Genomic DNA, 21,030 nt, shown 5'->3' on the forward strand with positions numbered 1-21,030 from the left:
GTGCCGCCACGCACACTCAGACCATGCACTATCGGCCCAGCATCCCCGCGAAGTCTGGAACGCTTATCTCTGTGGATCCTGGAGGCACAAAATACCCGGCCCCACCATTGCGTTCCGACCGCGCGGCTTTTGCCCTAAAGTCTTGAGATGCTTCGGGATCTAGGATCATTTGAAGCTGGTCAAGAACCATCCTGTCGAATGCCAAACCGATGTAGGGAAGGTCTGTGCCGGGCGTGTATCTGTCCAGCATTCGCACCGTCTCACGGCCAAAATTCGTTTCTTCGCCAGAGGCCAATTCGATCAAATTGCCGAACGTATAGTCCCAGGCGTCGTCAGCCACATTAGCTAAAGGGCCCGCACCCCAGCCGCCAAACCCGGACCCGAACGACGTTTCGCCAGTGCTAACCAGATCGCCAAGGACGCCAAAGCCTCCGCCTTTCAATGCCGCTCGACCCCAAAACAACGGGTCGGTCATGTCTTCGGGCTCACGCCCAAGGGCCAGGTTGTAGAGTTGCAGCGCCACCGCCCCCATGACGGTCGCCCCGGCTACAAGATCGGCAGCGTACATCGCCCGCGATGCGTTGTCGGGCATCGACATGATGCGCCCGTACTGGTTGGCGGAAAACGCCATGATGAACGACTTCACCATGGTCAGCGACTTGCCCACCTCGTACCCAACCGACCCCGCCGGTGCATCGCCCTCGATCTTGGACCGGATGAACGTCGAATCCGTTGGGATGGCCATCTCCATTTGGTCATCGATCATTGCCTGCATCTTGAGAAAGATCCGGTCAGCCTCACGCGGCGGCAAACTGGTGTTCTCGCGCCACCAGATGGGCGGCAGGAACTTACCACCGTTGGCGGCCTCAAACAGGCCATCGCCTCGGAACTTGTCCCATTCGTCGGACGTGACGCCTGCCATCTCCAACCGGCTGCGCAGCGTGGGGTCCAGATCCTGCATTGCACGATTGGCCTGGTTAGCAAGCCCTGCGGCCTCAAGCTTCCACCATGCACCTCTAGCCGCATCGGTCCAACCGGCGAGGCCCTGCGCTCGGAACACAAAGCTGGACAGGCGCTCCCCAATGGCGGCTGGCGGAACCTCGCTTTGGTACCGGGCCATTGTCGTCCCAGGGTCGGCTAGCGTCTCGAAGATATAGCCCATTTGAAGAAGTTCTTCCCGGCTTGCGGACGAAGCCATCAACTCGACGTGATTCGATACCAAGTTGGCAGGGTTCAGGCCAATCGTCTTGGCAGCCATGCGCATCGAGTTCAGATCCGACACCGACGAGATAATCGCCCTATCCAGCATGGCCGCCGACAGGAAATGCCGCACGGTCGAAAAGAACCGCGCGCGCATGGCCTGATTGACGCTGCTGGGCTGCACGCCGCCGGTCGCCACCCGGAACATGCGCTTGGCCCTGACGGCGTTCTCTGCGGCGTCCTGGCCCATCTTCTCGTCACCGGCCTTGCGTGCCCGCTCCGCGACAAGCTGGGCCATGTAGTCGATACCGACCTCGGGCTGGGCGGAGAACTCCCGCAGGGTCACAATGTCCCCGGCCATCTTCTGTAGATGCGAGACAATGGCACCAAACGGATCACGATTGCCGTAAGCCTCATTGTAGGACAGCCAAGCCTCGGCATCGTTGAAGTGCAGCACGCGGCTTTCGTTGGCGCTGGCAAGCAACGACTGCCCCACCGGCCCGCCGTAGCGCGGATTGGCGCTCTCCTTACCAAAGGCGATGTTGTCGTAGACCTCTCGCAACAACAGGCGCTGCGACTCCAACGACGGCTCGCCACCGGCATCGGCCATGGGACGCCCGGTTAGGCGGTCTTCCATGCGGTTCCAGTTGATCGAGCCGCGAATGTCCTGAAACCACTTGTCGAAGCCCGCGCGCGTGATCGAGATTGCGTTGTGCGCGTGCGGGATGCCGAAGTCTTCCAGCTTCCCGATTGAACCACCCGCTTCGTTGAACATGCGCCGGGCATCCTCAAACGCAGCCTTCACCGCTTCAGCCAACTCACCGGCCGCCTGATCGCCAGTTTGCTCCCCGTGCATCTCACGAGCCACGTTCCGAAGGGTGGCAGGATCACGAACGTTGCCCGCCAGGTTGCGACCATGACGCACCAAGAACGTGTCAATTTTCTTGTAAAACAGACGCGTCAGGGCGGCCTGCTGGCTTTTGAACGAAGCGCCCTTGTTCTTGCCCGCCACCCAGAACTCCACCCTCTGCGTCAACAGGCGGGCCGGGTCCTTGGCCTCGTCCACCTGTTTTTGCACCTGCCGCTTCCAAGCCAGAAACGCGATGCCTCGATGCCGTTCTTCGCCAACGGCCTTTCGCATCGCGGCCTTGGTATCTTCCCCTGCCATTTGGTCCGCAATGTGATCCGGGTGCCCCTGGGCCCGGTATCGGTCGCGCAGATCGCGGTAGATCGCTGTCGCTTCCTCGCCCCGGATCTTGCTTATGTCGCCGGAGTCGATACCGCGCTGCATACAAACGTCAAAGGTCATCGGCGGGGGCCTCCACATAGTTCAACGGCAGCCAAGAACGCCTCGGCCTCGTCCAGTTCGGCAACTTCGTCGTCAAAGCCATCGGCCAGACGCAGTTCGGTCAACACAGCTTCATCATAAGCCCGTGCGTCAGGGCTTAGGGGGTCGTCGTAGATTGGGGGGGTGGCGGCGTCTGCGACGGCGTATCGCGCTGATACCGCTGTCGGATCAGATCCTGCATCTGTCGCGCCCTGTCGGTTCCCTGGTTCTCGAACATCGCCCAAAGCATCTCGTGGCGCGCCGTCATTCCCTCGGGTTTGTCCATGTCGCTCTCCAATCTGATGCCGGGCCTCGCGGGCGAGGAATTGGTCAATCACGTCGTCAATCGCACCACCGCGCCGGGCCACGATCGATGCAATCTCGTCCATTTCCGCATCCGATAGAAGGCGGTGATAGCCATTGGCGCGCATCCAGTCCGACGCCTGACCATATACCGCGCGCCCGTCGCCAACCCTAGAGGGTGGGAAGAACGGGCCGGACGCGCCTTCCTCCGGCTCAGTCCGTGGTGCCCGCAGGTCGGTATCAATCGCGTCCAGCGCGTCGAGCATATCCAGATCGGCTTGCAGGCGGTTGATCTCTGCCATGTCGTCCAGATCGGGCCGCTGCCCGTTTGCCTCTCCACCAAGCACGTCGATAAGCTGCTGACGGGCCAGATACCCGTTTTCCTCGGGGATCAACCGACCAATGCCCGGAAGCGCGTCCTCCGCCTCGACAGAAGGGATGTTGTCCAGATCCATGCGACCGCCACGCCTAAACAGCCCAGGAGCCCGAGTGTTCGTCACCCCAATGGCGCGCAGTTCCGCGGCGAAGTCGCCATCGGGATCAATGCCACCTAACGAGCGCACGTAATTGGCGACGGGCCGCTTTGGCGGCCTGACCTGGCGCGTGAGGTCTGCAATCTGGCGCTCAAGATCCTGGCGAAGCGTGTTGCCTTCCAAGCCGGTGTCTTCGGCGACCAGAGGTGGGCGTTCAATCCACTCCGGCGGGCGCGGCGGGCCGAATTGCTCCACCAGGGTTTCAATGTCCGCCTCGCGCCCGGTCGCCAAGGCATCCTCTACCTGATCGGCAATCGCCTGCGACTCCACTGCGGGCCGCGCAGACGTCACGGGCACAGACTGACGATCCCTAAAGTAAGATAGCCCACGCTGGGCCGCGATGGGTACACCGGCAAAGATCCCACCGACAGCGGCGGCCATGGCCAACTGCCCAGACACGCTTGGATCGGGAATGTCCAATCGCTCCGCCATGGCAAACTGTGACGGAAGGGTCGCCGCCTCGGTCGCCATGTTGATTGCCGCCTCGCGCCCGATAACGCGCATGGCGGATCCGCCAGCCGCACCGCCAAGAATCAGGAATGGGGCCTGGCGTAGGTCGGCCACACCAGAGACGACAGCACCGCCAAACTGAGGGAGAAAGCTACCGGGCGGCAGCGTTTCTAGATCATCTTGAGCCGCCTGATACTCCCGCCGCAGCGTGTCGTTTACGGTCTGCTGAACGGCTTCACTGCTGAAATCCATATCGGGCAGCAGAGGGGTACCGTCTCGCTGGGCACGGCGCGCAACCTTGAGGGCGTACTCTCGCAGCATAAGGTCGCGCTGCACGTCCCGCTCAAGGAACTGGTCCGCCTGTGCGATGCCCTGACGACGCATTTCGGCCACGACCGCATCAGTCCCGAGCGCGTCAAGCACACGCTGGCCGAGGTCTTCCTCTACGCGTGTCCGCTCACGCTGCACACGAAAGTTGGCGTTGTCTTCGAGATTGGTCGCACGGTACGCGGCGGCAAAGCCCTGCATGAACGTCGAAGGAGCCCGATCAGGGCCCCTTGGTTCAAGCGCGACACTTGGATCAGATGGCGGAAGGAAAAAGGTCACCGCGATGCCTCCAACAAGGCGTCCATGGAGAACTCAAACAGACCGCCATCGGCGGAGCGCACGTCTGTCTCAGACCCTTGGTAGCGTATCCGCAGCATGTGCCTCCCGTTGCGCGTCGGGACGACCTGAATATGACGGAAGCCCACGCCAGCATCGGCCAGAGACATGCCCTCGATCATTGGCGGTGAATTGGCGACCTCGGACCAATCAAAGGCAACCGCCTCGTCATCTGTGCCATATGCCTCGGTGATGAAGTTGCCTTGCAGCGCCAGGGCGTCGCGCAGCGCCTGTGTGACCATCTCACCGTTGACGTTTGGCGGCAGAAGCGTCTGCGTTCCGTTGACCTCCTGGATGCCCCCCAGGAGGCGCCCACGCCGATCCGTGGTCTGCCCGGCGGCTTGCTGGACAGCGGCGATAATGGCCTCCTGCTGCCCGGCCTCGTCCAGCTTCGCGCCTCCGGTGTTTGCCGCATACAGGGCAGACGCCGCTTTCCCAAGGTCGCCCCGCGCGCCGACGTCGATCCCAGCGAACGCGTCGCCAAAGTGTTCCGTAATCGTAGCATTCAACGCGCGACCATTTGGAGGCGATGCCGTGCCCGCCGCAATCATCTCACGGCCCTTGAGGATGGACACCGCCACGTTTGGGCTCACCCCACTCGCCAGCATCCGACCGGCAAACTTGACCTCCGCCGGGGCGTCTAGGCTTTGGATCACGCGCGGCGACGCATCGCCCAGACCCGATACCAACGCCCCAGCCACAACGGCTTGCAAATCCGCAGGCGTATCAGCGGAAAGGGCGGTCGACAGATCGTCGGATTCGGCATTGGTCAGATATGCCGGAACATCCACATGTCCCGTGACCTGCATCTGATCCCCATATTCCCGCCGTGCCCGGAGCCCGGAAACATATTCGTCCATGTTCTCCGGGGACAGTTGTGGCAACGGTGGCGGCTGAATTGGAAAATGTTGCTCTGCCCAGGCGATAGGATCGTCCTCAAGACCTTTTTCAGTCAGTCGATTCAGATCCTTACTCGCGTCGATCAGATCAAGTTCCCATTCGGCGCCGATTGGTTGTGCTTCTAAACGCTCAATCTCGGCCCGCTGTTCATCCGGTGACCACCCGAGAAACTCGGGTGCCATATCACGTAACATCGACTTGGCCCCGGCCTCCCGCGCCTTCTCCGGGTTGGCAGCAATTGCCGCAGGATTGCTCAATAAGCTGTCATACTTGGATGTGCCGTACCTTTCCGCAGCAGCAATCACAGTATCCCACTGGTCGTTCCATTCGGCCCTTTGAGCCTGAGCGCGCCTGGCTTGACGACGGGCCGCGCGCCGCTCTGCATCACGTAACACGTTGGCGCTTTGCTCTGGTGTCCAAGCCGCGCCGGGCAATGCTTCACGGGAGCGAAGAACCTCCGTCAGGTTGGCGCGGGCCGCATCAGCAGCCTCGGCATTTCCCGCCGCCACGGCGTCCTCGTAATCAAGCGCATACCGATCAGACAACGCGCGGGTCGCGTTGTTCGCGCGCCGCTGCGTCTCGTCATGATGCTCAGACATGGCCCCAAGAACCTGCTGCTGCGCCATGGACGATAGCCGCTCGCGCAGGGGAACCCGAAATTCCTCGGGCGCCAATTCGACCAGATCGTCAACGAAAGCCTCCGCCTGTTTGCGGAAGCCCTCCGGGTCGCCCTGATAGCCGCGACGCATGGTGAGAAATTCTTCGGCCCCGCGACCAAGCACCTCGGCGTTATAGGCGGCCATGGCCGACGCGTTGTGCGCCTGCAAGATCGGGGACGACGACGGCATGTAGAGGGCTTGCTTAAGGCGCCCGTCAGATCCCCGGATCATCGGCGCCTGATAGTCGTAGAGAATGGGCGTAAAGTCTGGGCCGCTGCGCGTGGAGCCCGTGGTCGAGCCGATACCCGCACCCGAGACCTTGCGGCTGCCTTCGTATTTCCGAAGCCACAGACCGGCAAACTCGCCAGCGGTCATACCAAGATTGCCGCCATTCAGGCGAACCGCATCGCGGCCAACGATGGACGCGGCGGAGGCGTTGGGATTTGCTAACAGCTTCGCGGCGCCGCCCCCGCCCTGTTGGTGGGCGAGGTACAATTCTGCGCCGGTCGGATCGCGGCCTAGGACACGGCGAAGCTGGGCCGCATTGTCGCGTGCCAAGCGCGCCGCCGCCTCCGTTGAGGCAACAGGATCAAAACGGTTTGTGAGGCCATATGCGCGCGCCGTCGAATTGATGAACTGAAATAGCCCGGTTGCGGAACTGTTCGGGTTCTTCGCATCCGGCCTACCCCGGCTTTCGATCCAGGCGGTGCGACCAAGGTATTCCGGCGGCAGGCCAAATTCGCGCTCGTAGCGGCTGAAATTGATCCCTGGCACGGTCGACGTCTCAAAACGATCATTGCCCTGCCCGCCATCCAGGGCATCGTCACCACCGCCGCCAAAACGGTCATTCTCCGACGCAGGCATCCCGCGCGCGCGAAGCATCTCTTGCGCCTCCGCCCAAGCCTCATCGGGGGTGTCGTCACCCTGCGATACTTCGGTGATGATCCGGTCGTACTCCGGCGGACGCTGATCCAGCGGCAAACCCGCCATGTTCATCAGGCTTGTGAGGATTACGGCCTCGTCCATTTTCGAAACGGTCGAGGCAGGCGAAGCCGTCTCTGTCGGAGCGGCCTCATCTATGACCGCGGCCTCCGGTTCCGCAGACTGACGTCGATCACGACGACCGACAGAGGACGGCGGCGGGGCCACCTCGGTAGATTGCGGCGCCTCTCCAACCGGCGCTGGCGGACCCTGCACGGGACGGGTTGGATCCACGCGCATGTAAGGACGGCCGCCAAAGGTTCGCGCGGTTGTGCCGGGGGTGGCCGGAGGCCGTGGCGACGGGCCGCCAATCTGAGGCAGACCATCCGCGTTCGGCGCCTGCGGAAGCCCTGGGCGCGCGCCTGGCGTTACTGGCTGACCAGACCCTGGCGCCGTAGGCGCTTGTCCCGGCTGCGGCGGTGTCAGGCCTGTTGGAGCGGGCGGCGCCGGTTGCCCCGTCCGAGCAGGCAGTGTCCCGCCGGGCATCATCCCAGACGGTATAGGCCCGCCTTGCTCATACGGCGCGGGCGCCTGCGGGACCCGCTCGATGAGGCGCCCACGCTGCCAATCGAGGGTGTTGGCCATGCTGCGGCCAAGGCTGTCTCCCTCGACTTGCATTTGCGAAACAGCAATGGGTTCCAACGTTTCATAGGCGGCATCCATCGCGTCCGCCAAAATGCCAAACAGCGGCGAGGGCGCCGCTGGTGCTTGACTGAAATTGGAGACGGGGGTGGAGCGGGTGACGGTGCGCAGTGTCGCCATGTGTTATCCCCGAGTCCGATAGTTGTAGAGATTGAAGATAGACGGCCCGGCTCGCACGAAGCCTTGCAACAGACCGGCGGTGCCCGCAGCGCCAGCAGCGCTCGCTTGAGCATCGAAGTCAGCAGCGGCTTGCATTTGATTGCCCACGTTGATGCGCCGCTCGCGCCCCCGCTCGTCCCGAAGTTCCGACATATACGACAGCGTGCCGACGCCGGGCCTTTGCTGGTTCGCGCCCAACGCCGCCCGGATGCTGCCGAGCTCACTTTCAAGGCCACGACGGGCTTGGGTGTCGACCTGATCGGCCCTCGTGCGCGCGACCCCCGCGTTGATCTTGGCCTGAGCCTTTTGCGCCCGCCCGGCCTGCAATGCTTGGAAGCCGCCCAATACGGGGGCCGCTGCGGATGCCCCGAGCGCCAAACCGGGCGAGGCCGCCTTCAATGCTGCAAGTCCAAGTCCTGGTCCCATTAGCCTGTCACCTCTTGGTAGAGCGCCAACACACGGAACGGGCCGGGCGTGTCGCGCTCGATTTTCATGTCTGGGTAATCGCGGTTTCCGAGGATCGGGAAGCGATAGATCTTGGTTCGTAGGGTCGGCGGATTGCTCAACACATCGCCAAACGAATAGCCCCCGACCTGGCGCCGCGTGCCGTTCAAGACGACGCTGAACGGCCCGGTCTTCTGCACGGCCACGCCGAGACGGATAACACGCGGCTGGACCATGCCCCGGCGCGAACTCTCTTGGATGCGCGACACCCAAGGCGAGATGAACGCGTCAAAGAAAAGGCCAATCTGCCAGTCGCCATCGGGCGCTTCGCCCGGCCACGCCCCGTCAACAGGCAGCACCGCTTGGCCACCGTAACCGTCGTTCCGCATGAGGGAGACCGTCTCCCCAACAAGGTGCGGGGCGGTCAGGGTGGCGTCGCCAGACACCGCGCTATCCACCCAGAGTGTTTCGTCAAACCGCTCTAGGAATCGCTGCGTGGTGCCGTCCACGTCGCGGTCAACGAGATACAGGTATTGGTCGAATATCGGGTTCGCAATCTTGTAGGACCCTTCGGTGACCCACGGCACAAACCCCACGGTTTCTTGGTCGAGGTCGTTGCGCCACGACACCGCGGCCATGGTCCCGCTGCCGTTCACCACAAGCAGATACTTCTCAGTGGTGCGGAAGTTGGCGCCGGGCCCACAAAGCGCGACGGGGTTGTCGATTACCTGCGGATGGAAGACCGTCATGTCTCGCACCTGCCAACGCAGGTTCACGTTGCCCATCAGGTTCGCATAGAGAACCGTGCGCTTAGTGTGGTCGATGAAGGCAACCCCAGCATCCACCAGGGTCGGACGAACCAGAGACGACGCGCGCTTGTCAAATAGGATCGCGCGAAACGTCGATGGAGAGATGACACCATTCCCACGCGTGGGCACGTAGTAGCTGCCTCGATCGCTCAACAGGATCAGATCGCCCGCGTTGATCGCGTGCAGGAATCGCGGGACGTCATCGCCAACCTGGCGAAGGATCGCATCGTCTTCATCGGAACCCGTGACGAAATCCGTAACCGACCGCACAGAGGACAGCGCGATGAGGTCAGGCACCTTCGGAAAATCGCAGAGGATCAACCGACCACCAACTGCGCTGCCCGACCGCGCCCAACCGTTTTTGGTCGACATAAGCGGCTCGTCCCAGACTGTGGACGGCAACGGGGCGATGCTGACCTTGCTGGACACCGTACTGGATCCAACAGGGTTGGATAGGTTCTCGCCGTTGTCTGGGCCGTCGTAGAATTTAACCGTCGCCACGAAAAGGTCGTTGCCGCTGATCGCCTGCACAACGCCCTGATACTTTGTCTGTTCGCCCTCGACAGCCTGCCCAATCTTGAAGGTTTCCGCGTTGGCCACCGTGATGCGAAACGACGGAGGCAAGGTGTTGAGGACCGTCGCCTGCACCGAGGTGTTGCTCGTCACGCTGGTGATCCGAAACTCTTGCTCGCCATACCGGAACACCTGCAAAGCATCGGTAACGTCAAAAACCGGCGCGCTGGACGTCACCGTGATATTGCCGGTGCGCGCGGACGGGGTGATCGAAACACCTGGCTGGAACTGCCAATAGGGTTGTGCCGTCGCGTCGCCGGGGGTGGCGTCAAACGTGATCCGCGCCAGGGACCACACGCCATCGGTCAACTCCAACACGATGATGCCAGCGCTTGGATGCCCGATGAACGTCTTCTGACGGAACGTTTGCACCCAGATGCCATTGAGGTCCGTCCAGGGCACGGAGCGGTTGTTGTAAACGGTCGCACCGTCTTCCTGAATGACCGTCAGACGATCAGCCGCCAACAACAGCCCATAGACCAAACCATCCCGAGGCCGGATCTCGCCCAAGTATTCGTAGCCGGTGCCGTCTCGGATGAACATGGATCCAGGCCGGGCTTCAATGGCGCGGCTGGCCAGAGACCGGACGTTGCACGCGTCTTGGAGCGACCGGCTGCGCGCTTCAATGTCGTCCGCTTCCAGAAGATCCTCGCGCACCGCCATCAGCGAAAAGTCGGCTTGTTTGATGACGGTCTTAACCACCGCGACCTCGACGGGCGGACATTAGACGACCGGGCGACCGAAACATCGGTTTGGCGGTGCGGGATTTAGAAGACGACGTGCGCGCGCGCTGCAAAAACATCTCTGCCGTCTGATCGGCGCGGTCGGCGGCGCCGTATTCCTCTTTCAGCGACCGCAGGATGATTGCCTCAAGGCGTTTTTGGATGCCCTGCGTGAAGGTCGCAGACCATTCATCGGGGCCCGGCGCATAGGTGATTTCCATCGAGACGCCGTTGCTTTCCTCGGCGTAGACGTTGCGCCCGTCTTGCAGCCAATCAATGGGTCGGCGCTGATCGACCGGCTGGCCTACGGGGTAGACGTCACGGACATGCAGGGCACCGGCGGGGACAGAATAGCCGTAGGTAAACCCATAGGCCCCGGCCTGGCGGGCCAGCACGACGGTCGTCTCCCGCGTGAAGTGATAGTTCCCGTCCTCAAGTTCCGCCTCCACCACGCGTGGCCAGCTACGGACCAAGACGCGGTATTCGTCGGACCCCTCCCCTTCGGAAAGGATCTCGTGCTGTCCCTGCGCCAGGAGCGCGGCATTCATGATTTGGAGCATCGAAGCCATGCGGGAAATAGAAACGCGCCGCCGACGTCCAGCCATGCACGCCAAAAGAAAGGCCCCCGCCCTGGGGAGCGGGGACCTTAAGGCCGCAGGGGATCTCGGGAATTGAGTGCGGCGGCCTATTCGTCGTCTGCGAAAACGATCTCTTCAGTCGCAGCTTTGACCTGAGCGCGAAGGGCCGCCTGGGTGGTTCCCTTCTCGATCTTGATGCCCAGCGATGCGGCGGCCAGGATCAAGTCCTGACGATCCATATCTTCAATCGGATCAACCGGTTTAGATACGGGCTTGGCGGTCGACACCAGACGATACATGCCGCCCGACTGACGGATGTTTTCCATGGCCGTCGCTTCGGCGACGTTTTTGAGGACACCACGCGCAACGACTGCCTTGTAGGCTGCGACTTTCTTCGCATCCGGTTTTTTGTCCGTGACCGCTTTGTAGTCCGGGTTTGGCTCGATGCTTACCAAATTGGGCACGTCACACCTCCCGCGAGATATAGGCGGAGAACGTCATCGACGGAGCAGTCCCACCGACCTCAAGGTGCAGGTCGATATACTGATAGCGCATATCGTCCTTCTCCGTGCGGAACCGAATCTCGCCGCGGTCACCAACGGCGGACGTGTCAGTCTCAACAGAGGACACGGACGCCGCGCCCATCTCCAACGTGCCAAGGACAGTGGCATCGCTGCGACCGGGGTCGTTGTAGCCGACCATGCGGAACGTGTATTCGCCGGTCGCGGCCAAGGCTTCCACGTTCACGATCATGATGCCGTCAGTCGCCGCCGGGGCAAGCTGATCCCAGGTCGGGCCAACATAGCCCGATGCGGTGAGTGCCGCGCTATTCCGGTCCCGCTTTAGCAGGCCCGGCGCGGCGTCAAAGGCGTAGTATTTCGTCGCCATGTTTGGCCTCCTTACTTCTGGATTGGCGCGTTGGTGATCGAGGACATGCGCAGCGCGGCGTAGGCCCCCTCAAGGCAGATGCCGTTGTCGTGTTCGACGTTGGTCCGGTAGTAGACCGCGCCCTCTGTCAGACCGAAGTCCGTGACCTCCATCGGCGCGACTTCCAGCCCGCACAGGCCACCCTCACGGAACGAGACCACGTAGATCGAGGACGTCACGGCAGCGCCGCCGCCGAACCCAACCTCGTTGAACGGCAGGAACTCACCCAACGGCGTGATCTCGTACCCGGTGAGGATTGGCAGTTCCCCATAGCGCGTGATGGTCTTGCCCATCTCGTCCTTGTCTTGCGTGACAAAGCCCGTGGTGCCCTGGTCCCGCGCGGCGGCTGGCAGACGCGTTTTCAGCGCCTTTGGCATGATAAGGTGCGTCGGGTCCTCAACCAAAGAAATCGCCAAGTCCAACTGTGCGAGGGACAGGGGGCCACCACCGGCGGCGACGCTGTTTGCCAAAATCCGCGACTCGTAATTGGTGCCGTCGACGGAGTTGTTCACCGCCCGGAGACGGGTTTTCAGCCCGGTATACTCACGCGGCTGGGTGGCATTGTCGCCGTTGATGAAGGTGTCCGACCACAGCTTGGCCTTAGCCTTAATCATCATGGCTTCTTCGCGAGCGCGGCGATCAGTTCCGTGGCGGTTCACAAGAACACGATCAACGTCGAGGTTGCCCGCGACGGGGAACGTCTGCTCAACAAGATCGTTCAAGACGCCGTGACCATCGGTAGGCGTTTCGTTGATCCCACGGAACGCCATGTTGTTCGGCAATGCCCCTTCGCGCTGATAGCGATAGGAGCCCCCCGGCGCTGTCATGAACGGGATAGCGCCCATGACGTCGCTCATCTCGGGGAACATCTCAATGACCGCACGCGCTTTGTCGTCCTCGACGGTCTTGGCGTATTCTGGAAGTGTGTGGACCATCGTGGCCTACCTCATTTGTTTGACATGCTTCGGGCGTTGGCAGCGCGCATACGCTCCATTGGGGTTGCGTCTTCGGGGATGCCGGAGGACGCGTTCGACTGCGGGAAGGTTCCCGATGGCGTGAGCAAACGCTCAAGGGCCATGACTGCCTTGGAACTGACGGTGACCTCTTTAAGGGCCGTGGCCAGATCGGCAGGCAAGCGAGAGTCGATCAAACGCGCGACCTCGCCCACGCGTTGCTGGCCGGAAGGCCCAAGCGCGTTGAAATCTTGCTGGCGGGCGGCATACGCCTGCGCGTAATCGGCGGCCTGGTACTGCGCCATGAGACCAAGCAGGTCGCTAGCGGCAGAGGCCGGAACCCCGTGCTTGTGCAGCGTGGCACCGAACTGTTCGTAAATCGGCGCATACACGGGGTCATCAAGGCGCAAGTCGACGCTGAAATCCTCGGGGAGCCCCATGCCTTCGTAGGACAGATCCTCGGGAAGCGCGAATTCGTAGCCCGCTGGCGTTTCTGGCACACCGGCCTGTCGGTCGCGCAGGCTGTCGCGCTCGGCGGTCAGCGTCTCGTAGTGTTCGCGGATCTTGTCGGGATCGGAGCGGACGTCCTCGGGCAGGTACGAGAAGTCCGGCGGCGCGGCGGGCGTTGCAGGCGTAGCATCAGGCGTTGCGGGCGTGGTGTCAGGAGTTGCAGCGGCGGGCGTTGCGGGCGGATCGGCAGGCAGATCACCCGCCCCGGTTCCGTCGTCCGGTGCGCGAAGAAGGTTGCGGTTGCCCCAGGTAATTTTCATCGTTCACGATCCTCCGTAAATCGTGAGCGATAAGAGACTGAGCGTTTAGGGCAGCCAATGCACACGCATCAATTCGCGGGTCGAGGCCAAATTCCGTCGTCGCAACAGACAGAAATTCCATGAACAATTCGCCGTCTTCGGTTTTCAGCAGCCGCCGAACCGCCGCGACGATTTCTTTGGCGGGTTCTTCGATTGCCGGATCACCGGCCCGGCGAGCGTGGTCCATGCGGCTATCGAGATAGTCACGCAGCGGGCCCTTGGCCGCTTCCCGTCGTGGTAGGGTCATCGGTGTTGTCCTCTGGCGATTGAAGCACGATCAGATCGTCGCCGGTTGCTTTGATGACGTTGGTCAGCGTGCCCGGAATGTCCACGTACTGCCCAAGCGCTTCGGGGCCGAAGGTCTGCATCCCCAAGTCGAGGTTGGAGCGTGTGGTCACAACCTTGTCCAGGTCGGCGGCGATTTGCAGCGGCGAGATAGGCGTGAGGGAGATGACGTCCCCGGCGTGTGTGATCGCGTCTGGCAAGCGGCCAATCTGCACGCCGATATGCTCAATCCGCTTGATAAGGTCCGCACCAAGTTCCGAGAAGATGGTGGCAGACGGGCGGCCCAGGCGCCGTTGCGCCATACGGCGTTGGTCGGACCATTGGGTCGCTGACGGGGGCGTGTCGCCGCGCTGCCGGGGGCCGTCTTGGAAGAAGGCGACGCGCAGCCGTTCCTCGATGCGTTCCTCAGTGAAGTATCCGAGGTCAAGGTTCGTGCCGGTTGGAACCTCGTAAATCGAGTTGCGGTTGAAGCCCCGGCCCGCAGGGTGGGCCACACCAGCCGTCAGACCTTCGGACAGATCCAGAAACCCATCATCGGGGTAGATCATCGTGTTGGTCAGGGATTGGTCGAGACCTTCGAGGATCACCTCGTCCAGGCGGTTGAGAAGCCGCAGATCGGGCAGCGCCTTGAGGCCAGCGCCCCGCCCCCAGGCGCGACCGGGCCACGCGTTAAAGCGCCCGACCAGCAGAGGACAAGCGCCCGCCATGGGTCCGATGCGCTCGCTTTCCTGGCTGATGCGCTTGCCGTCGAGTGTGATCTCACGAAGCCACTGCGGGTTTCCGGGGTCGCTCCAATCCAGCCAATAGCCCCAGCACACCTTGAGCGTAGCGTCGGTCTTCTTTTGCTTTTCGCGGATCTCTTTGGGGATCGTCACTTGGTCCTGGGCAAACAGGGCATCGACGGTTCGCGCGGGCACAGTGGTTTCGCGGAACCGGTCGAGGTAGCCAAGATGCCCTGGCACCAACAGCAGTTCTGACGGGGGCACAACCTGGCAGTGAACGGGGCGCGTGGTGTGTGCAATATCGACCCACATCGCGGGCGTGCCGTGGATGGCGGCCTCCAACATGACGGAGGCTTTGATTTCGTTGAAGTTGGAGCTTTCGAGAAGCGTAAAGCTCGCGTCTTCGCGGGCCTGCACTTCTGCCTGAACCTGCGCCTGTTGATCCTCTGGCACCTCGATCGTGTAGTCGTAGGACGCCCAACGCTGTTCGTCTGGAAAGTAGTAGCTGACCAGATCCGTTGACAGGTCAGACGTCAGTTCCTCGCCAAGCGAGTGCAGGTTTTCGGCTTCTTCGTGTTCGCGTTTGCGGCGATTGTCGAAGTCCTTTTCCCGACCGGGCGCGCAGAACGACAGCGCCTCTTTGATGTAGGGTTCGATTTCCCTACGGATCTTGCGGGCGGCGTTGAGGCGAGACGTGAAGTCGCGCGACGGCTTCACTTCATGCCCCCGAACATGGACAGGACACGCCGGGCACTGGCGGCGGATGCCAGACCGGAGGACCCACCGTAGACGGCTTTGAGGTCGCTTGTCAGACCGGCGGCGGTTTGTTGGGAGGCTTCACGTCGCTCAATGGAGGCCATACGCTCCTGGCGTTGTTGCTCTGCGGATTTCTTCGGAGTGCCCATTCGTGATCTTCCTCGCGCCATTTGCACGCAAAGTCCGGCGCAGGCCGTTTGGCGTCCATGCACGCAATCCGAGGATATGGGCGCAGACGGTCACGCAGTTCATGGGCGGGAACACCGGGACGCGGACGCTCGACTTAGGGACGTAGGACCAGACCTCCGGGCATCGCTCGTTTCGCTCAGTCAGCAGATGCAAGACATCATCATGCCGATGGACGATGCGGATCTCTGGCAGGATCGAATTGAAGTCGAAAAACACCCAATCCTCGTCGTCGGTGTAGCCCCACATTTCGACATGGCCGAACCACATCCGAGGCTCTGACGCGCGCGGCGGCATAAACCCGATGAACCATTCCAAGATCAGCATCAGAACTTCCTCCGCAGGGATACCTTGGCGCGCTTGACCTTGGCTGCGACCTGGCGAGGGCGGCTCTTGTTCTGCGTGACGTTGGCGCCCTCGCCCCCGCCGATCAGCGCATTCTCCAACGCCTCCACCACGTGGGAATAGCGGTTCTTAAGCGGCTTTGGAGCAACCATGCCGGGGCGGCCCTTGATCTTCGGGTAATGATAGCCGCCGTCCATGCCAGCATGAAGGACCGGACACTGCGACCCGATCAGAAGACCGCCGCGCCGATCAAGGACGGCCTCCATGGCGGACTCTCGCAACACGCGGTTGTTGTCGGTCGTCGCGGGAACGACGAACATCCCGTGGCGATTGAACACATCGTAGGCCGTCGTCTCGGTCGCTTGCTGCCCATCGGCGCCCCGAGGATCACCATAGTACGCGTCGACCCGAAAGCCTGGGAACTTGCTGGCAATCTCACGAGACACCCGCGGCGCAAACCGCTCCGCGCTCTCATTCCGACCGATCACCTCACCGACAGCCCGCCACCCGGCGCCCACAAGCTGCATGATGACAGCCGCCGGATCCCGGCCAAAGTCCAGCCCAACGATCAGGGGGACGCCCTCAACGGCGATCAGGTGCGCGTTGCGATAGTGGTCGGCCTCGAAATACGTCGGATAGACCGCCGCGCCCGAATGCTCCAAAGACGTCTTGTTCAAGATCCGGGCGTTGATCCATGACCGCTTCTTGCCCCGGATCTGTTCCAGATACGTCTTCCGCAAATGCTTCTGGTTCTCGGCCGCCGGGTTCTCACGATAGACCGTCTTGCCCTCGACGCGCGCCTCGATCAGCGCCGGGGGCTGCACAAAGAAGTTCCACCCCTCCGGCTTCTCAAACTCCGCCCGCTCGTGTTCGTCCATCCCCTCCGGCAAAGCAACGTCCCCCCGCATGTAGGGAACCCAATGCCCCTCCGGCGGCGCGTTCATGTCAACGATCCCGCCATACCAGCGAGCCCCAGGGCCGTTCTTCATCGACGGATACCGACCGCACCGAGACAGAAACTCGTCTGTCACCTCCTTCTCGGCAAACTGCCCCTCGTTGTACCAGAACCACGTCAACTCCAACGACGCCGCCTCAACCTCCGCCGTCTCGGGCCCGTCAACCGACAGAAAGATCACCTCACAATCAATCACCGTCCCATCACCGGACGGATGCGGGCGAACCAAATGATGCGTCATCGGCTCAGACCGAACCAAGTCCCCCCACTCGTTTTCAGGAAACCAATCCAACCACGTCTTCAACGTCGTCTTCTTCAACTGCCGATAGCTGTTCCGAAGGATCACACCGCGCGTCCGACGAACCCCATCATAATCCGGCCACTGCTCCATCGCCGTCGCCCAAATCCGATGGCAACACGCCGAAGACGTCCCAGACCCAATCGGCCCCTGGATCACGTCCAACTCACCACGCGACCAAAAGAACTCCGTCAGCACAGCCCCATCAGGCTCGTAAACGCTCGCAGACATGAAGATCAGCCCCCAGAACACTTCGTCCGAGCAAACCTCCCCCACCCCACAAACCAGGGACATGCACACACCCGGCGCGAAACTTTCTTTCTACCCGCCGACGAGACAGCGAAAGAAAATTTCAAGCCACACAGCAGGCGGAAATAGGCGGAAATAAGAAAAATATAAAAAAAATGAATGGCTTGGGGGTGGGTGGACTACAGACTGCGCGCGCCCCGATTTTTGGGGCCGCCCCCTCCGACCCAAGCCACCCCGGTCAGCAAAGGCACCCCCCGTTTTCGCTGTTGTGACGTGCTGCGTTACAAACAATCGCCTAAGCTATTGATCTTCCTCAGGGGTTACGTCTTTCGCGCCTGATGCGGGATCACGCGGATCGCTGTAAACGTAGCCTCCTGGCGCGTTCACGATGGTCACCGGAGAGGCGCTCGGAGGGGCCTTACTGGCCAGAAACTCCACCATTTTCACCCTTATTCGCTCGTCCTTTGAGTTCTGCAGGAGGTCTATTGCGGTTATGAGCGCGACCTTTTCGCCGGATGCTCTGAGTTGGGCGATGTCTGTGTCTGCGATGACCTTTTGTTCGTTAAAGTATTGGCGGACATGGGGTTTCTTCATGACGATGGTGAAGTAGCCTGATGACAGGTCTGCTTCTTTCTCGGCATCCATCTGTGTTTTGCCTTGGTGGACGACGAGATGGATAGCTTTCTTGACGCGCTCAGAGATGCGGCGGGCTCCGCCCGTAGTGTTGTTCTTCTCTTTAGGTGTTGTTGAGGGTTGCGTGTCGTTACGGGCGGGTTGGGTGTTCTTGCGTGCGGGTGGTTTTGGCATGTCGTGTCCCCAGGGTTGTTTCGGGCGGATCATGCGGGCGGGTGGGCCGGGGGACCATTCACACAGGCCAGCTTATCCCTGGTTCGCTGCGCGGCGCCTCTGAGCGGTACGGCGATGCGGCACCAAGTGACGGCTGTCTGAGATATGCCGCAGCGTGACGGGGGGCAGCGGGGCGGGCTTGAGGACGATCTCATAGCCAAGGGCCTGCGCCCACTGGATGCACAGTTGCAGCCCAGGCGTGCGGACGGCCTTGCTACTTTCCGCCTTGGCGAGGTGGTCGCTTGAGAAGCCCGCAGCGTGTTCGACCTCAGGGATCGTTAGGGCGAGTTCATGGCGCCGGTGCTTTAGGGCGGCAAGCAAGTCCTCAAACGACACGATGACGATATGGTCCGTCATGGGCGACGCCTGGGGGATCGGCTTGCCGGGTACGAACTTGGCGACCATGCCACAGGACGCATTCGGGCATTTGGCCACGCAGTGCCCTTTGTGGGCCGTCACCAGGATCCACCCGGCCCGCTGCACGCGCTTGAGGAAATCTTTAATCACTTGGACGCCTCCTTGGCTTTGCTATTGATATAGCGGTCGAAATTCGCGCGCATATCTGCTGGCATCGCCTGGTATGCGGCAAAGGTGTAAGCCCGCAACTCCTGGGGCGACGCATTGGATGCCCAGAACTTGGCCTCAGAGGTCAGGTTCTCCAAGACCGGCTGCGGGGCCCCATAGCGACGGATGACGGCCTGCATGGCCTCGTTGCGGCGGGCATCGGGCAGCGTCATCAGCGCCATGATAGCCAATGCTCCACGATGCCGGTCCCCAAGGTATTGCTCCAAGTTATCCGCGAACGCGCGCCACGCCTCCGGGCTGTCCACAGAGGCCGCCACATCGAGGGCGCCGCCTATGACGTGCCCGATGCTCATCGGACGATGGTCAGGCGCTCAGAGGCCCGCGTGATGGCCGTATAGCGCCACTGCTGAGCGTGTTCGCGAAAGACGTCCCCTTCATCATAGACAAGCACGTGCTTCCACTCGCTGCCTTGGGCTTTGTGGGTCGTCATGACCTGGGCAAAGTCAAACTGCGGATACATGACGAACTGCTGCGGCGTCGGCTTCCAGTTGGGATTCTGCCAACCCTCTTGAAAGGACATGACGGTGCGGACCCGTTCGTCGTCGTCATCCACGTCAACGATGCGCGTCTTGCACATCTGCGACGTCAGGAACGACGACGTGACCCGAAACACCTGACCGTTGAACAAGCCCGTTTTCCGATGGTTACGCGTGCACATGATGCGGTCCCCGGATTCGGGAAACGCGCCCACGTTCCCGGCGTGCTTGCGCATCTGCTTCGTGTAGCTGCGCCGAACGCGGTGGGTGCCGCATAGGACTTGATCGTAACCGCAGACTTCCTTGACCCCCAGCGTGCCGCGCTCGATGACTTCTAGGGCGCCAAACTCGCCATACTTGATTTCACCGTCTTCACGGATGCGCGTCGCGAGTTCCAAGATCGGGTTGTCCAGCGCCTGCCGGTGAACCTCTGTCAGCATTGCGTCGGGCTCGGCGTTCGTCAGGTAGCCCTGCCCTTTGACCGGCGGTAGCTGGAACGGATCACCAAGGACCAGGATCGGCTTGTCGTACCGGAGAAGGTCGTGCGTGATTTCCTCGTTCACCATGGAGCATTCGTCCACAACGACGATCCCGGCGTCCGCGATCACGCTTTCCTCTTGCCAGACAAACGCCGTGCGATCTCCATCTTCCATGGGCTTGTAGATCGTGGAGTGAATCGTCGCGGCGTTGTCGCATCCTGACTGACGCATCCGCAGCGCCGCCTTGCCGGTATAGGCGCAGTAGACAGGGCCTCCGATCACTTCCTCAGCCAGCATCCGGGCAATGGTCGTCTTGCCGGTGCCTGCGTAGCCGAACAGGCGGAAAATGCGTTGCCCGCACGGATCATCAATCCAATCGCGCACCTTGGCGACTGCCGCCTCCTGGCCTGGGGATAGAGCAAAGCCCCCGACGTCTGCGCCAGCTGCACCGACGAGACAGGAGGGGGATGTGGTGGACGCGCCGCCGTCTGCGGTCTCGCCCTGCCCCATCTCTATCCCATGATCCGACGAATGCACCATGCGCAACGCCGCCGTCATGTCGACCACCCAAACGCTGCGTCCATGTCATCGAGGGTTATCGGGGCGCTTTCAGCTTGCGCGACGGTTTCAGGGCGCGGCGGATCAGCCAGGAAATACTGCTGCGCACGCGTGCCCGCGCGTTCCTTATATAGGGGCTGCGAGTCGATGTTACGTGATAGGTTACGTGATAGATCGGGGTTTTCGGGCGCCTTTGGGCGGGGCCACGACCGGCCCTTTGACCACTGTTTGAGCGCGTCCAGCCGCTTGAGCGCCGCCTTTGTGAGCGAGCGATAGCCAACCAGATCCCGCAGCCAACAGATCAGCCGCGCAACGTCGAGGCGGTACTCCTTCACCAGCCCGCGCCCCGTCTGGCGGTCCTTCATCTTGATGGCACCCGCGCCGATTAGCTGCTGGCGGATTCGGTAAGCCTGCATTCGGCTGATACCGCCCCAGGCTTCCCAGCGAGCCGAGGGCGCGGCCACCCAGCCCGATCCGCGACGGCCTTCCAGGGCGAAGAACCGAACCGCCTTTTTGACCACCTGACAGGTCCGTGCGCCCGCACCAGCCTTGCGCATGAGGCGGTCAATGCAGGAAATCGTTGCGTTCAGTTCCTGAATTGCGAACGGAATTGACGAATTTTCTTGCACCGATGCCGATTTCTTGCAAGACGAGTGCA

At 61.9% G+C, this 21,030-nt stretch carries 19 protein-coding genes; all 19 read right to left on the reverse strand.

The features are described from left to right. Positions 1 to 28: 28 nt before the first annotated feature. Complete coding sequence (locus K5R33_RS01820; protein ID WP_220747256.1) at positions 29 to 2,509, reverse strand: hypothetical protein; 2,481 nt, start codon at positions 2,507 to 2,509, stop codon at positions 29 to 31. After that, positions 2,506 to 4,341, reverse strand: a complete 1,836-nt coding sequence (locus tag K5R33_RS01825) for a hypothetical protein (protein ID WP_220747257.1) — start codon at positions 4,339 to 4,341, stop codon at positions 2,506 to 2,508. Before K5R33_RS01825 ends, K5R33_RS01820 begins: the two co-directional genes overlap by 4 nt. A gap of 74 nt (positions 4,342 to 4,415) precedes the next feature. Continuing rightward, the gene (locus tag K5R33_RS01830) at positions 4,416 to 7,778 is read right to left on the reverse strand and encodes a transglycosylase SLT domain-containing protein (RefSeq protein WP_220747258.1); all 3,363 of its coding nucleotides are present in this window, start codon (positions 7,776 to 7,778) and stop codon (positions 4,416 to 4,418) included. A gap of 3 nt (positions 7,779 to 7,781) precedes the next feature. Continuing rightward, positions 7,782 to 8,243: a hypothetical protein gene (locus K5R33_RS01835; protein ID WP_220747259.1), complete on the reverse strand. Its 462-nt coding sequence runs from the start codon at positions 8,241 to 8,243 to the stop codon at positions 7,782 to 7,784. Continuing rightward, positions 8,243 to 10,345, reverse strand: a complete 2,103-nt coding sequence (locus tag K5R33_RS01840; protein ID WP_220747260.1) for a phage tail protein — start codon at positions 10,343 to 10,345, stop codon at positions 8,243 to 8,245. Before K5R33_RS01840 ends, K5R33_RS01835 begins: the two co-directional genes overlap by 1 nt. After that, positions 10,338 to 10,925, reverse strand: coding sequence for a phage connector family protein (locus K5R33_RS01845; protein ID WP_220747261.1), 588 nt, complete (start codon positions 10,923 to 10,925; stop codon positions 10,338 to 10,340). Before K5R33_RS01845 ends, K5R33_RS01840 begins: the two co-directional genes overlap by 8 nt. A 125-nt stretch (positions 10,926 to 11,050) precedes the next feature. Next, positions 11,051 to 11,407: a hypothetical protein gene (locus tag K5R33_RS01850; protein ID WP_220747262.1), complete on the reverse strand. Its 357-nt coding sequence runs from the start codon at positions 11,405 to 11,407 to the stop codon at positions 11,051 to 11,053. A gap of 1 nt (position 11,408) precedes the next feature. Then, complete coding sequence (locus K5R33_RS01855; protein WP_220747263.1) at positions 11,409 to 11,831, reverse strand: hypothetical protein; 423 nt, start codon at positions 11,829 to 11,831, stop codon at positions 11,409 to 11,411. Between the two features lie 11 nt (positions 11,832 to 11,842). Next, positions 11,843 to 12,805 carry a major capsid protein gene (locus tag K5R33_RS01860; protein ID WP_220747264.1) on the reverse strand — a complete coding sequence of 321 codons (963 nt, stop codon included), beginning with the start codon at positions 12,803 to 12,805 and terminating at the stop codon, positions 11,843 to 11,845. Positions 12,806 to 12,816: 11 nt separating this feature from the next. After that, positions 12,817 to 13,593 carry a hypothetical protein gene (locus K5R33_RS01865; RefSeq protein WP_220747265.1) on the reverse strand — a complete coding sequence of 259 codons (777 nt, stop codon included), beginning with the start codon at positions 13,591 to 13,593 and terminating at the stop codon, positions 12,817 to 12,819. Positions 13,594 to 13,835: 242 nt separating this feature from the next. Next, the gene (locus K5R33_RS01870) at positions 13,836 to 15,356 is read right to left on the reverse strand and encodes a portal protein (RefSeq protein WP_220747266.1); all 1,521 of its coding nucleotides are present in this window, start codon (positions 15,354 to 15,356) and stop codon (positions 13,836 to 13,838) included. Then, positions 15,353 to 15,499 (reverse strand): hypothetical protein, encoded by a 147-nt coding sequence (locus K5R33_RS01875; RefSeq protein WP_220747267.1) that lies wholly within the window; start codon positions 15,497 to 15,499, stop codon positions 15,353 to 15,355. Before K5R33_RS01875 ends, K5R33_RS01870 begins: the two co-directional genes overlap by 4 nt. Further along, on the reverse strand, positions 15,486 to 15,908 hold the full coding sequence (locus tag K5R33_RS01880; protein WP_220747268.1) for a hypothetical protein: 423 nt from the start codon (positions 15,906 to 15,908) through the stop codon (positions 15,486 to 15,488). The genes K5R33_RS01875 and K5R33_RS01880 overlap by 14 nt, the downstream gene beginning before the upstream one ends. Then, entirely contained in the window at positions 15,908 to 17,473 is a 1,566-nt protein-coding gene (locus K5R33_RS01885; protein WP_220747269.1) for a hypothetical protein, read from the reverse strand. The genes K5R33_RS01880 and K5R33_RS01885 overlap by 1 nt, the downstream gene beginning before the upstream one ends. 255 nt (positions 17,474 to 17,728) lie before the next feature. After that, entirely contained in the window at positions 17,729 to 18,235 is a 507-nt protein-coding gene (locus K5R33_RS01890; protein WP_220747270.1) for a hypothetical protein, read from the reverse strand. Between the two features lie 72 nt (positions 18,236 to 18,307). Then, positions 18,308 to 18,781: a hypothetical protein gene (locus tag K5R33_RS01895; RefSeq protein ID WP_220747271.1), complete on the reverse strand. Its 474-nt coding sequence runs from the start codon at positions 18,779 to 18,781 to the stop codon at positions 18,308 to 18,310. After that, complete coding sequence (locus K5R33_RS01900) at positions 18,778 to 19,152, reverse strand: hypothetical protein (protein ID WP_220747272.1); 375 nt, start codon at positions 19,150 to 19,152, stop codon at positions 18,778 to 18,780. The genes K5R33_RS01895 and K5R33_RS01900 overlap by 4 nt, the downstream gene beginning before the upstream one ends. Further along, positions 19,149 to 20,372 carry an ATP-dependent DNA helicase gene (locus K5R33_RS01905; protein WP_220747273.1) on the reverse strand — a complete coding sequence of 408 codons (1,224 nt, stop codon included), beginning with the start codon at positions 20,370 to 20,372 and terminating at the stop codon, positions 19,149 to 19,151. The genes K5R33_RS01900 and K5R33_RS01905 overlap by 4 nt, the downstream gene beginning before the upstream one ends. Further along, positions 20,369 to 20,929, reverse strand: a complete 561-nt coding sequence (locus tag K5R33_RS01910; protein WP_220747274.1) for a hypothetical protein — start codon at positions 20,927 to 20,929, stop codon at positions 20,369 to 20,371. The genes K5R33_RS01905 and K5R33_RS01910 overlap by 4 nt, the downstream gene beginning before the upstream one ends. Positions 20,930 to 21,030 lie beyond the last annotated feature (101 nt).

Source organism: Jannaschia pagri (assembly GCF_019655435.1).
Classification (GTDB): domain Bacteria; phylum Pseudomonadota; class Alphaproteobacteria; order Rhodobacterales; family Rhodobacteraceae; genus Jannaschia; species Jannaschia pagri.

What these genes read in the sequence shown, in the direction of transcription:
- K5R33_RS01880 (WP_220747268.1), bottom strand. Translation starts at nt 15,908, where the DNA reads ATGCTGATCTTGGAATGGTTCATCGGGTTTATGCCGCCGCGCGCGTCA.
- K5R33_RS01820 (WP_220747256.1), bottom strand. Translation starts at nt 2,509, where the DNA reads ATGACCTTTGACGTTTGTATGCAGCGCGGTATCGACTCCGGCGACATA.
- K5R33_RS01900 (WP_220747272.1), bottom strand. Translation starts at nt 19,152, where the DNA reads ATGAGCATCGGGCACGTCATAGGCGGCGCCCTCGATGTGGCGGCCTCT.
- K5R33_RS01845 (WP_220747261.1), bottom strand. Translation starts at nt 10,925, where the DNA reads ATGCTCCAAATCATGAATGCCGCGCTCCTGGCGCAGGGACAGCACGAG.
- K5R33_RS01835 (WP_220747259.1), bottom strand. Translation starts at nt 8,243, where the DNA reads ATGGGACCAGGACTTGGACTTGCAGCATTGAAGGCGGCCTCGCCCGGT.
- K5R33_RS01910 (WP_220747274.1), bottom strand. Translation starts at nt 20,929, where the DNA reads ATGCGCAAGGCTGGTGCGGGCGCACGGACCTGTCAGGTGGTCAAAAAG.
- K5R33_RS01885 (WP_220747269.1), bottom strand. Translation starts at nt 17,473, where the DNA reads ATGTCCCTGGTTTGTGGGGTGGGGGAGGTTTGCTCGGACGAAGTGTTC.
- K5R33_RS01860 (WP_220747264.1), bottom strand. Translation starts at nt 12,805, where the DNA reads ATGGTCCACACACTTCCAGAATACGCCAAGACCGTCGAGGACGACAAA.
- K5R33_RS01905 (WP_220747273.1), bottom strand. Translation starts at nt 20,372, where the DNA reads ATGACGGCGGCGTTGCGCATGGTGCATTCGTCGGATCATGGGATAGAG.
- K5R33_RS01865 (WP_220747265.1), bottom strand. Translation starts at nt 13,593, where the DNA reads ATGAAAATTACCTGGGGCAACCGCAACCTTCTTCGCGCACCGGACGAC.
- K5R33_RS01890 (WP_220747270.1), bottom strand. Translation starts at nt 18,235, where the DNA reads ATGCCAAAACCACCCGCACGCAAGAACACCCAACCCGCCCGTAACGAC.
- K5R33_RS01830 (WP_220747258.1), bottom strand. Translation starts at nt 7,778, where the DNA reads ATGGCGACACTGCGCACCGTCACCCGCTCCACCCCCGTCTCCAATTTC.
- K5R33_RS01825 (WP_220747257.1), bottom strand. Translation starts at nt 4,341, where the DNA reads ATGCAGGGCTTTGCCGCCGCGTACCGTGCGACCAATCTCGAAGACAAC.
- K5R33_RS01875 (WP_220747267.1), bottom strand. Translation starts at nt 15,499, where the DNA reads ATGGCCTCCATTGAGCGACGTGAAGCCTCCCAACAAACCGCCGCCGGT.
- K5R33_RS01855 (WP_220747263.1), bottom strand. Translation starts at nt 11,831, where the DNA reads ATGGCGACGAAATACTACGCCTTTGACGCCGCGCCGGGCCTGCTAAAG.